Origin of the sequence: Acidovorax sp. SUPP3434 (assembly GCF_030159015.1) — a bacterium.
GTDB lineage: Bacteria > Pseudomonadota > Gammaproteobacteria > Burkholderiales > Burkholderiaceae_C > Paracidovorax.
Map to the genome: position 1 here is coordinate 86,694 of NZ_BQXL01000017.1, position 12,143 is coordinate 98,836.

The 12,143-nt window shown below is 62.1% G+C and carries 11 protein-coding genes; all 11 read right to left on the reverse strand.

All coding sequences use genetic code 11. From position 1 onward, the window contains the following. Window positions 1-289 precede the first annotated feature (289 nt). Window positions 290-1,258, reverse strand: coding sequence for a ferritin-like domain-containing protein (locus AVKW3434_RS20500; RefSeq protein ID WP_272568244.1), 969 nt, complete (start codon window positions 1,256-1,258; stop codon window positions 290-292). A gap of 195 nt (window positions 1,259-1,453) precedes the next feature. Then, a complete protein-coding gene (gene ntrC / locus AVKW3434_RS20505) occupies window positions 1,454-3,073 on the reverse strand; it encodes a nitrogen regulation protein NR(I) (protein ID WP_284407294.1) in 1,620 nt (539 codons plus the stop codon). Between the two features lie 42 nt (window positions 3,074-3,115). Further along, window positions 3,116-4,189, reverse strand: a complete 1,074-nt coding sequence (gene glnL, locus AVKW3434_RS20510) for a nitrogen regulation protein NR(II) (protein ID WP_502869138.1) — start codon at window positions 4,187-4,189, stop codon at window positions 3,116-3,118. 5 nt (window positions 4,190-4,194) lie between these two features. After that, on the reverse strand, window positions 4,195-4,701 hold the full coding sequence (locus AVKW3434_RS20515; RefSeq protein ID WP_284407295.1) for a hypothetical protein: 507 nt from the start codon (window positions 4,699-4,701) through the stop codon (window positions 4,195-4,197). A 194-nt stretch (window positions 4,702-4,895) separates the two neighbouring features. Next, window positions 4,896-6,311 carry a type I glutamate--ammonia ligase gene (gene glnA, locus AVKW3434_RS20520; RefSeq protein ID WP_272551879.1) on the reverse strand — a complete coding sequence of 472 codons (1,416 nt, stop codon included), beginning with the start codon at window positions 6,309-6,311 and terminating at the stop codon, window positions 4,896-4,898. Window positions 6,312-6,480: 169 nt separating this feature from the next. Further along, window positions 6,481-7,302 carry a competence/damage-inducible protein A gene (locus tag AVKW3434_RS20525; protein WP_284407296.1) on the reverse strand — a complete coding sequence of 274 codons (822 nt, stop codon included), beginning with the start codon at window positions 7,300-7,302 and terminating at the stop codon, window positions 6,481-6,483. After that, window positions 7,299-8,177 carry an EI24 domain-containing protein gene (locus tag AVKW3434_RS20530; protein ID WP_284407297.1) on the reverse strand — a complete coding sequence of 293 codons (879 nt, stop codon included), beginning with the start codon at window positions 8,175-8,177 and terminating at the stop codon, window positions 7,299-7,301. Before AVKW3434_RS20530 ends, AVKW3434_RS20525 begins: the two co-directional genes overlap by 4 nt. 37 nt (window positions 8,178-8,214) lie before the next feature. After that, entirely contained in the window at window positions 8,215-9,258 is a 1,044-nt protein-coding gene (locus AVKW3434_RS20535) for a sterol desaturase family protein (RefSeq protein ID WP_284407298.1), read from the reverse strand. Between the two features lie 38 nt (window positions 9,259-9,296). Then, window positions 9,297-10,112, reverse strand: a complete 816-nt coding sequence (locus tag AVKW3434_RS20540; RefSeq protein ID WP_284407299.1) for a polysaccharide deacetylase family protein — start codon at window positions 10,110-10,112, stop codon at window positions 9,297-9,299. Between the two features lie 12 nt (window positions 10,113-10,124). After that, window positions 10,125-11,084, reverse strand: a complete 960-nt coding sequence (locus tag AVKW3434_RS20545; protein ID WP_284407305.1) for a YncE family protein — start codon at window positions 11,082-11,084, stop codon at window positions 10,125-10,127. 162 nt (window positions 11,085-11,246) lie between these two features. Further along, the gene (locus AVKW3434_RS20550) at window positions 11,247-11,987 is read right to left on the reverse strand and encodes a 16S rRNA pseudouridine(516) synthase (RefSeq protein WP_284407300.1); all 741 of its coding nucleotides are present in this window, start codon (window positions 11,985-11,987) and stop codon (window positions 11,247-11,249) included. Window positions 11,988-12,143 lie beyond the last annotated feature (156 nt).

The following is a 12,143-nucleotide window of genomic DNA, read 5'->3' on the forward strand; positions in this document are numbered from 1 at the left end:
GCGTTCATGAAATCTCCCCCCTTTTGTTGTGAACGGAATGGTCCACCGGGTGAGCACACCACCGGTGAACCGCTCACTCTAGGGTTCGTCCACGGACCGTTGCAGGCCCCCAAGCGAAGCGCCGCAGCACGATGCGAACGGGATTTGCAGGATTGCTGGCAAACGCAAAAAAGCCCCGGGGTCCGGGGCTTTTGGGGCACAGGGTTGCAGCGAAATAACCACCGCCACGGCCACCGCAGTGGCGGTGACAGCGCGGCATTCAGCTTTCGCGGAACCGGCTAAGGAAGCGTTATGCCGCAGCCTGGAAGCGATTGCGCAAGGCACGCACTTCGTCGTGATTGCGCTGGGCACCTTCGGCCTGGCGTTCCACCATGGCACGCACGTTGGCCGGCAGAGACGCCTTCAGCGCCTTGCGGTAACGGGCCACGGCCGCGTCTTCACCGCGCTCGCACTCTTCCAGCACGGCCTTGTCGTCACGCGTGGACATCGCCGCCTTGACGGACACCCAGCCGCGATGCAGCGCACCGGACATCGAACCACCGCTGGATGGCTCGCCACCGTGGTTGCGGATTTCGCGCTCCAGTTCCGTGGCCGCAGCCGCGCATTCGCTGGCATGGCGCAGGAAGATGCCCTTCAGTTCCGGCGAGTCGGCGTGCTCGGCCGAAGCCTTGAAGCCGTATTCGCCATCGCGGCAGGATTCCAGCAGGTCGTCCAGCACATCGACCACGTCGTCGTTGTCCACCAGGGCAGTGGTGTTGTCGTAGGTGTTGCCGTACGTGGAGTCGGAGGCCAAAGTGGTGCCGCGGCCTGCGCGCTCCCAGGCGGCGCGGGCAGCGGGACGGGCTTCTTCCCATTCCAGGCGGCTGGTCGAGCGTGCCGTGCCCCAGTCGCGGGCCAAGTTGGGTTCGACGGCCTCGAAATCACCGTCGTATCGGCCGACCGAGCTCCAGCCCAGTTCGTAGGCAGGACGGTATTCGTCATAGGCACGGCCCTTCACGTAGTAGGGCTCGCGGTCGTAGCTTTCACGCCAGTAGGCGTCTTCCACGGTGGGGTTGACCGACTCGGCAGCCGCCTTGCCGGCCAGGCCGCCGACCACCGCACCCGCCACACCACCCACCGCGGCGCCGATCGGGCCGCCGAAGGCACCGGCCGCCGCTCCCGCCATTGCGCCACCAGCAGCGCCGACGCCGGTGCCCACGGGATGTGCGCCAGGCTCGTTGGTCAGAGGGTCGCGGTTTGCATCGTTGAAATCGGACATGAAGTAACTCCGGTTGGTTGAACAGTGCCTTCATTCTTCAAGGCATCCATTGCGCCGGAGGTCGGCCTGTGCACCGCACGCCTGTAGGACTCGTGCCTGCACAGGCCGGCGTGAAAACACTGGCCGAATCTTGCTCTATTGCTACAAAATCAATAGCTACGTGCCGGCGCTTTCATTGCCGTGGAGGCCTTTTTGTCATGCATCTTCGGGTGCATCCAGGCCCAGCTCCTGGATCTTGCGCGTGATGGTGTTGCGGCCAATGCCCAGGCGCTGCGCCGCCTCCATGCGCCGCCCGTGCGTGGCGGCGAGCGCCGTGCGGATGAGGCGCGACTCGAAGCGCCGCGACAGCGCATCCCAGACCTCGGTCTGCCCCCCGGACAGCAGCTTGTGCGCCTCGGCTTCCAGCGCCTGCTCCCAACCCGGCGGGTCGGCGAGGATCACCTGCGACGCCCCGGCCGGCGGGATGGCCGCACCCAGGGCCGGCGCCGCAACCCCCCGGTCTTCCCGGGGCAGCGCTGCCGCCGCAGGAATGGCCGGTGCGGTGCCTTGCGAAGCCGGGGCCGCCAGCGTGGAAACCGGCGCCTCGCTGCGCGGCTCTGGCGAGGCCGCTGCTGCGTCCAGCGGCGTTGCCGCCACCGGCGCCTCCAGGACTTCGGGCGGCAGATCCTGCAGCGAGATCACCTGCGCTGGTGCCATCACGGTCAGCCAGTGACAGATGTTCTCCAGTTGCCGCACGTTGCCGGGGAAGCCGAACTGGCCCAGCCGGACGAGCGCGGCGTCGGAGATGCGCTTGGGCTCCACGCCCAGTTGCCGCGCGCTCTGCTGCAGGAAGTGCCGCGTCAGCATGGGCACGTCTTCATGGCGCTCGCGCAGCGCGGGCAGGCGCAACCGGATGACGTTGAGGCGGTGGAAAAGGTCTTCGCGGAACACGCCGTCCTTCACCCGGCGTTCCAGGTCCTGGTGGGTCGCCGCGATCACCCGCACATGGGCTTTGACGCCGGCATGGCCACCCACGCGGTAGAACTGGCCATCGGACAGCACGCGCAACAGCCGCGTTTGCAGGTCGAACGGCATGTCGCCGATTTCATCGAGGAACAGCGTGCCGCCTTCCGCCTGCTCGAAGCGCCCGCGCCGCTGTGTCTGCGCGCCGGTGAACGCGCCGCGCTCGTGGCCGAACAGTTCGCTTTCCAGCAGGTCTTTCGGGATGGCCGCGGTGTTGATGGCCACGAAGGGGCCGCCGGCCACGGGAGAATGCTTGTGCAGCGCGCGCGCCACCAGTTCCTTGCCCGAGCCCGATTCGCCGGTGATGAGCACCGTGACCTGGCTCTGGCTCAGTCGCCCGATGGCCCGGAACACGTCCTGCATGGCCGGGGCCTGTCCCAGCATTTCAGGGGTGGCGGTCTGGCGCTCTTCAGTGACTTCTTCGCGCTGGCTTTCTTCGACGGCGCGGCGGATCAGCTCCACCGCCTTGGGCAGGTCGAAGGGCTTGGGAAGGTATTCGAAAGCGCCACGCTGAAAAGCGGAGACCGCGCTGTCCAGATCGGAATACGCCGTCATGATTATGACGGGCAGGCCCGGCTGCTGTTCGCGCACTTTCTCCAGCAGTTGCAGGCCCGAGCCACCCGGCATGCGGATGTCGCTCACCAGCACCTGCGGACCTTGCCGCTCGGGATCGCCGGGGGTGATTTCAGCCAGCGCTTCCAGCACCTCGCGCGGGTGGGTGAAGCTGCGCGTCGGCAAGCTCTCGCGTGCCAGCGCCTTCTCTAGGACGAAGCGGATCGAGGGGTCGTCATCTACTATCCAGATCGGCTTCATGTGTTGGTTCTACCTTGTTCCCATGGATTGCTTATCGGGACCTCAAGGCAAGGGAATGAGGATTCGGAAATCGGTGCGACCCGGCACGCTGTCGCATTCGATCAATCCGTGGTGCCGCTGCACAAAGGTTTGCGCCAGCGTCAGCCCCAACCCCGATCCCCCATCACGCCCTGTCACCAAGGGATAGAAAATCCGCTCCTTGATGGCTTCGGGCACGCCCGGTCCGTTGTCGATGACATGCAATTCCAGTGCCAGCCGATACCGCTGCCGGCCGAAGGTGACCTGGCGCGCCACGCGCGTGCTCAACGTGATGAGCGCGTCGCCCACGGCGATGCGTTCGGTCAGCACCTGAGCGGCGTTCTGCACGATGTTCAGCAGGGCCTGGATGAGTTGCGCGCGGTCGCCGCGGAACTCGGGAATCGAGGTGTCGTAGTCGCGCTGCACGCGCAGCCCCTGCGGGTACTCGACCAGCACCAGCGACCGCACACGCTCGCACACCTCGTGGATGTTCACGTCGCCCACCAGGTGCGGATGGCGGTGCGGTGCCAGCAGACGATCCACCAGGCTCTGCAGCCGGTCCGCCTCGTGGATGATGACCTGCGTGTATTCGGTGAGCTCGGGATTGTCGAGCTCCATCTCCAGCAACTGCGCCGCGCCGCGAATGCCGCCCAGGGGGTTCTTGATCTCGTGCGCCAGGTTGCGGATCAACTCCTTGTTGGCCAGCGCCTGTTCACGCAGGCGCTCCTCGCGGTCCTGCCGGGCCTGAGCCTCCAGAGGCCACAGCTCGACCAGGATCTCGCCGGTGTGCTCTGCGACCGCCAGGTGCACGTGCACGGGCATCGCATCCTGCTGCTGGGCGCGGCGAAGCGCGGCCTCGAAGCGGAGCGCGGCGAAGTCCTGCCCACGCGCGCCGGCCAGGGCCGTCTGCAGCAGCGCCGGGTCGGAAAAATAGCCGCTGAAGTCGGAGCCTTCGAGAGTGCGCCGCGACAGTCCCAGCATGTTCTCCAGGGACGCATTGGCGAACAGCACGGCCCCGTCGGGTTGCAGCACGGCCACCAGCGTGGACACGAGGTCCAGCGCCTGGTAGCGCGCGGTATCGGGTTTGGAAGAAGCCACCACGCTCAGCGATTGGCCGCGGGCAGGCGGGCGAGTTCGCGCTTGATGCCGGCCACATCGCTGTCCGCGCGGGCGAGGCTGGCCTTCAGCTCGGCGGTGCGCTCCATCCACAGCTGGGGGTTGCGCAGTTCGAGGGCGGTGCGCTGGGGCTCGCCGTTGTTGTATTCCTTGGCGATCTCGGCCTGGCGTGCCTCGGCCTTGCGGAGTTCGGCTTCCAGGATGGCGCGCGCATCGGAGTCCCTCGCACGCTGGTCATTAGTGTCCACCCGGGGGGCATTGGCGGGCGAGGTGCTGGCGCTCGGCGCGCTGCCGCCCGAAGCTGCTGGCGCGCCGCCTGGCCGCGCGCCCTGCACGACCGTCACATTGCCGCCTTCGACCAGCTTGCAGCCACGTTCCTTGGCCTGGCTGGCATTGTTGGTGTATTCATTGCCGCAGCGGTAGATGCGATCCTGCGACCACGCGGCGGGAGCCACGGCGGCGATGGCCATCAGTGCGATGAGTGTTTTTTTCATTCAGGTTCCTCGCAAGGCATGCCGGCGGCATGCGGGAGATGCCAGGGGAGTATCTCCCAATCGCTGGGCCTCGCCAATCGGCGCCCCCGGTCCGGGGCGGTTATTCATCCATGGGTCACGGCGCTGGCAACGCCATGAAAAAAGGCGGCCGAAGCCGCCTTTTGGTGGTGTGTCCCGTGGCCGCAGCCCAGGGATCACAGCGAGTAGTACATATCGTATTCCACGGGGTGGGGCGCCATGCGGAAACGCGTGACCTCGCCCATCTTCAGGTCGATGTAGGCGTCGAGCATGGAATCGGAGAACACGCCGCCCTTGGTCAGGAAGCCGCGGTCCTTGTCCAGATACTCCAGCGCCTGATCGAGGCTGTGGCACACGGTCGGCACCAGCTTGTCTTCCTCGGGCGGCAGATGGTACAGATCCTTCGTGGCGGCTTCGCCGGGATGAATCTTGTTTTCCACGCCGTCCAGGCCGGCCATCATGAGGGCCGAGAAGCACAGGTACGGGTTGGCCGATGGATCGGGGAAGCGTGCCTCGATGCGGCGGCCCTTGGGGTTCGCCACGTAAGGAATGCGGATCGATGCCGAGCGGTTGCGAGCCGAGTAGGCCAGCTTCACCGGGGCTTCGAAGCCGGGCACCAGGCGCTTGTAGCTGTTGGTGCCAGGGTTGGTGATGGCGTTCAGGGCACGTGCATGCTTGATGATGCCGCCGATGTAGTACAGGGCGAAGTCCGACAGGCCGGCATAGCCGTCGCCGGCGAACAGGTTCTTGCCGTCCTTCCAGATGGACTGGTGCACGTGCATGCCGGAGCCGTTGTCGCCCGCGTAGGGCTTGGGCATGAAGGTCGCGGTCTTGCCGTAGGCATTGGCCACGTTCCAGACCACGTACTTCAGGACCTGGGTCCAGTCGGCGCGCTCGACCAGCGTGCTGAACTTGGTGCCGATCTCGTTCTGGCCTGCGCCCGCCACTTCGTGGTGGAACACTTCGACCGGAATGCCCAGGGATTCGAGGATCAGGGACATTTCAGCGCGCATGTCCTGCGTGCTGTCGACGGGGGGCACGGGGAAGTAGCCGCCCTTGACCGTGGGACGGTGGCCGCGGTTGCCGCCTTCGAGCTTGGCGCCGGAGTTCCATGGCGCTTCGTATTCTTCGATCTCGAACATGACCTTGCCGGGCTCATTGGACCAGCGCACGCCGTCGAAGATGAAGAATTCAGGCTCGGGGCCGAAGAAGGCCGTGTCGCCCAGGCCGGAAGCCTTCAGGTAGGCCTCAGCGCGCTTGGCGATGGAGCGAGGGTCACGGTCGTAGGCCTTGCCATCGCCCGGCTCGATCACGTCGCATTGCAGGAACAGCGTGGTTTCCTCAAAGAACGGGTCGATGTTGGCGGTGTTGGGGTCGGGCATGAGTTGCATGTCCGAAGCTTCAATGCCCTTCCAGCCCGCCACCGAAGAGCCGTCGAATGCGTGACCCGAAGAGAACTTGTCCTCATCGAAATGGGACACGGGCACAGTCACGTGCTGTTCCTTGCCGCGGGTATCGGTGAAGCGAAAGTCAACAAACTTGACCTCGTTCTCCTTCACCATCTTCATCACGTCTGCAACGGTCTTTGCCATCAGGTTCTCCAGGATTTAAGCGCTTGTTGAAAAAAACACCACGAAAGAAAAGCAGGTTGCGTGCCAGCCAGGTGCTGCAATGCACTAAGGCGGAGCACGACCGCTTCCAGATCTGCCGCCCCACTGAATTTGCACCATTAAAGTGCAATTCATGGCGTGAAACAGGGCTCTAGAGATTTCGCACCATTTCAGGGCCGCAGTTTGCACCAAATTCATGCAACGCTGCCTGTAACGCGGTCCAGGCGGCGGGCACCAACTCTGCGGGGCCTTTGACGCCAAGCTCGATGTGGCGCCCATGCACGGGATGGTCCACGCTCGGCAGGCTGAAAACACGTACCGACGCGTGCTGGCTTTCAATCCGCTCCATTAACGGCGTCAGAGCCGCCTCCATCGCGCCGTAGACCACGACGGAATGCTCGGTTTGGGGGGCGCGATTGAACCACTGCGCACAGTGGCGGTCCAGCACCCATTCCACCATCGGCCAAGCCATCACGGGAAAGCCCGGCACGAAATGCACGGCACCGCCGGCACCGCCGTCGCATGAAAAACCAGGAATCTTGTTGTACGGGTTCGGAATGATGCGAGCCCCCTCGGGAAACACCCCCATGTTCAGTCGGTGCACATTGTCCGCACGGTCGGGCTCATAAGGCACGCCCTGCTCCGTCGCGACGTCTTGCATGCGCTCCCGAATCAACAACTCTGCCTCCGGATGCAACCGGAGCGGCACGTTCAGCGCGCGCGCAGCGCATTGGCGGGTGTGATCGTCGGGCGTGGCACCGATACCGCCGCAGGAAAACACCACATCCCCGGAAGCGAAGGCACGCTGCAGGGTCGCGGTAATGCGACCTGAGTCGTCACCCACATAGTCGGCATAGGCCAGCTGCAAACCGCGCGCTCCCAGCAGCTCGATCACCTTTGGCAGGTGCTTGTCGGCGCGCTTGCCGGACAGGATTTCGTCGCCAATGATGATGAGTCCGAAGGAAGGCGTCATGGTGCGGGGTTTGCGGGTGCAATGGGGGTAAGGATGGGAGTGGGTACAGCGCCAGCACCGCCGCCGGCACTACCGCCGGTTTGTTCGGCACGCAACTGTTGGAGCGCGTCCAGCGCGTAGTGAGTGAACCACAGGGAAGAGAAGGCGAACACCAGGGTATAGATCCAGACGGCCAACGGAATCAGGACTAAAAACGCCGCAGCGAACAACACCCCGGACGCCCAGACGATTCCAGGCGCTGCCCCCAGGTAGCCGCACAAGATGCCGATGGTCAGCAGGCGCATGCGGTGGCGTTTGAAAATGGCTTCGCGCTCCTGTCGGCTCGCATGCTCGGCCAACGCGTCGAACGCCATGACGCGGTAGGTCAGCCAACCCCAGATCAGCGGTGGCAGCACCAGCACCAGCGGTGGAATGAGCCAGAGCGGAACGGACACCACCAGCGCCGCCATGGCGGCCATCGTCGCGCCGAGAGACCATGCCAGGCTGGCCACCATCGACGCGCCGCGCTTGCGCTCCAGCAATGGGAAACGGCGCTTGGCCACGACCGTCACGAGCGCAGGCGTCATGATCACTGCGACCACCAGCACCGAGAAGATCATGATCACCGGCGTCGAGAGAACCACCACGATCAAAGGAGCGATGGCGGCAGGTGCCTGCTCGATGCCCCAGGCCTGAAACCATCCCCAAACCATCGCCAGAATGTCCGATGACTCCAGTGCGGAGCGGACCGCCTGCACCGCAATGCCCCAGAAAAAATGACTGGCCACCCAGGCCAGCAGCAGCATGAGCAGCAACGGCAGCAGGGAAAGCGCAATCACGCGGGGGTGCAGGCAATAGGCGGCAGCGCGCCAGAAGGAATCGATCAGCAATGCCATGGCGCGAGCATAGCGTGGGCAGAAGTCCGACCGCTGGCTAGGCTTTGCCAAGGAGACGCAAAACACCTCGCCACTGCTGCGCCCAAAACCCCCGCCCATAGTTGCGAACACGGCCATCCGGCCCTGGCTGAACCTGATCCCGGACACCGGTCGGGTCGTATCGCAGTTCGAAATTGGCAGTCCGAAAGAGGATGTCCCACCAAGGCAGCAACACGCCGAAATTGCAGCCACCCAAGACCGTGACGGGTTTCTGGATGGGCTCGGCTTGGACATAGCGCTCCGCCACGACCTGCGATGGAGACTGGACCGGGCGCATCGTCACCGATTCGTGCCCGATGCCGATCGCATGGTGCAGGCGGTGAAACCGGGGACTCACCCAGAGACGCTCCCCCCAGCGGCCGAACCACACACGCAAATTGGCGTGATGGAAGTTCTCGCTCAATTGAGTCAAGGCCACGATGGCCACGAATTGGCCAGGTGCCACACCGATCAGTTGCGCCACGGTGACCACGATCGCATCCCGAAGCAGGTCATCCAGAAGGTGGTTGCGGTTGTCGCTCCACATGGTCATCTGCCGCTGCGAGTGGTGCAGCGAGTGCAGCCGCCACCACCATTCGAAGTGGTGTTGCCCGCGGTGAATCCAGTAGTCCAGGAAGTCAAACACTGCCAGATAAACCAGCAAGCTGACCCAAGGCAGGTCGGTCACGCCCGGCCATAGCGCATCCAGATGGAACGTGCTGATACCGTCCATGCGCAGCGCGCCGAAAAATGCGTCCCACAGCGGATCGACACTGAAGAAAAGTGCCAACCGAAACAGGCCGAGGCGGTGAATCAGTGTGTAGACAATGTCCGTCCGCACCGCGGCACGGTCGAGCAGGGGCTCTACGGGCCGCCAGCGCTGCAGCGGCGCAATGATTGCCAGCATCACCACCAGCTGCAGCAGTCCGACCAGCAGCCACCCGGTAGCGGCATAGCCATCCTCCAGCAGCCCCGCCATGCCCGTCGCGAACATCACAGGCTGAATGACCGACTCGAACAGACATTGCTGTGCGGTATCAAAACCGTTAGTCAACCAATCCATCGCTCACAACTCCTGTCCTGTCCATCGACTGATCGGACTCAACGCTTGCCCGTCAGCCAGTCGCGGTAATCGGGATGGTCATTCAGCGTTCTGAAGCAGAAACCGCGCTGCTTCAACCCGTCGATCAGAGGCTCCAACACCGTTGGAGCCCACGGGTCCTTTCGCGACCAGATGCCCAGATGGGCCAGCAGAATGTCTCCGCTGCGAATATTGTCCAGTGCTTTCTTCAACAAGGCTGCATTGCTGAATTTTTCACTGGGCAGTTCATCGCCCAGGAAGCCTGCTGGCGACCAACCCACGTGCGCATAGCCGCAGGTTTTGGCAACGGCCAGAAGGCGAGGCGATGTCTTTCCGCCAGGCGCCCTGAAAAGTGGAAGGGGCGCCGTCCCCGTCACTTCGCGCAAGCGATCGGAAGCCCTTCGTATCTCGCTGCAATACTGCTCAGCGCTGAGGGTCAAATCCTTGCCTGCCTGAGGGCCAGAAGAGGAACGCACATGGAATTGCGGCGCAGTCGGCGTGCCAGCATCGGCACGCCAATAGGTATGGTCCATCGTGTGAGAGGCAAACGCATGCCCTTCTGCCGCCCGTGCATGCCACCACGGAGCCCAGGCCGTTCCCAAACTGCCATCGCCCGTTTTTGTTTTTTCATTGGCTGCAAAAAAAGTCACAAGGACTTTTTTTCGCTTGAGCACATCGGCAACCAAGGGGGCAATTTCCATGTGCCCCGTATCGAAGGTCAGGTACAGCGGTTTTTGGCAATCGGCTGCTTCAGCCGCTTCCGCCGTACTTACGGCCCCAGATGCTATTAAAAAAATAGCATAGAGACCCACGAAGGTCGAAGTGCGCAATGCCATTTTTTTCCAGTTTTATCTGGGAGCGTGCTGCAGAGTCCAGACGCCGTGAGGCGATTTGCCCACATTGATTTTTTGAACGACCTTACGCTCTACCGTGTCGATGACCAACATCTTGCGGGCCCATCGGGCACTGACATAAATCCACCGGCCATCCGCAGAAACGTCCATGCAGTCTGGCCCACCGGGCGCAGGATAGGTATCGACGACTTGCCGTTTGACCATGTCGATCTTGCTGATCGTATTGGCGACCCGATTGCTGACATACACATGGCGCTTGTCACCTGCACCGCGGAACGCATGGGCACCGCTGCCGGTCTTGATCCTTTGGACGCTGCGAGGCGTATTTTCAGACACGTCGAACACCTCGACACTGTCGCTGCCCGTCAAACCGATGAACAGGAACTTATCGTCCGGGCTTCCATAGATGTCGGCCGGCATGGCTCCCGTCTTGATCCGCCACTTGATCTTCTGGGTTGCGATGTCGATCGCAACGAGTTCATCACTGTCCTGCATCGTGGAGTAGACCGTTCGGCTCTGGCTATCCACCCACAGATGACTCGGGGTTTTGGCTGTCGCCACCCTTTGTACCAAAGTCAGGTCTTTGCCATCCCAACGATAAAAGTCCACGTGGTTCAAGCGATTGGCCGCGGTGATCAGCCATTTCATGTCGGGAGTGAACCGCAAATGGTAAGGATCAACAATGCCTCGCACCGTACGTTGCACCTGGGCGGTCTTGGGATCAATGAAGGTCAGCGTATCTGCCAGCGCATTTGCTACCACGAGAGATTTCTCGTCCGGTGTCAGGTACATGTGGTGCGGCTCTTTCCCCGTGGGAATCCGCGAGGTTTCCGTCCAGGTAGCCGGATCAATCACGCTGATATCCGCTTCAAGCGAGTTCAGCACGAACACAGGAGGGGGTGACGAAGGGGCCGCACTGATCACGGTCGCAGCAAAAAAAGCCCACCCCAACAACGCACCGCGGAAACATCCGCTAAATGAAAACTTCACAGCATGTACTTTCAACACGCGGCAGTGTAGCCGGTGCAAGTGCACCGCATCTGCCCCATCAGGTAACAACCTAGTACCTTATCAGCCCACCGCAAGAGACGACAAAAATTGATAGTCAGCGGCAGGCTAGCTCGTCAAGGCCGCAAGATCATTGTCATCAAGCCATTTCCACTGCCCTGGCGCCAGATCGGTTGGCAATGCCAGATTGCCGATACGCGACCTGTGCAGGGTCTCCACACGGTTCCCCACTGCAGCAAGCATGCGTTTGACCTGATGGTACTTACCCTCTGTCAAAGTGAGGCTTACACCGTGATCGGATGTCTGAACACAAGCAGCGGCTTTCACCGCAACAGGATCATCATCAAGTACGACGCCTTCGAGCAAGCGGGAAATTTGAACTGCGCTCACAGGGTGTTTCGTCGCCACTTCGTACACTTTGGGAACATGTTTTTTGGGAGAACTCATGCGATGAATGAATTGCCCGTCATCGCTGAGTAACAGCAATCCCGTCGTGTCTTGATCCAAACGCCCTACCGCTTGCACACCTTGTATTGCACTTTTACAAGGTCGTTGTCGCAACGGCACAGGCAGTAATGTATAGACACTTGGATAAGTGGAAGGCTTCTGAGAGCATTCGGTCCCAGATGGCTTGTGAAGCATCACATAGGCTTTGGCTTGGTACACCCACGTTTCCTCTTGAACCTGAAAACGCAACCCATCCGGAGCTACATCAACAGAGGAATCCGTGCAAATGCTGAATGCATCAGCTTTCGGGTCAAACAAGCACACTAAGCCTCGTTGGATCAACCCTGCACATACCCTTCGTGTTCCGAAACCCTGGGAATAAAGAATATCTTGTAATTGCATGTGACTACAACTGTATTGCTTGATTCAAAATTTTCATTCTCCAAAGCAAATCGCCCCGACATCGTTGGATGTCGGGGCGATTTGGGCTGTAAGAGCCTGACGATGACCTACTTTCACACGGGAACCCGCACTATCATCGGCGCAAAGTCGTTTCAC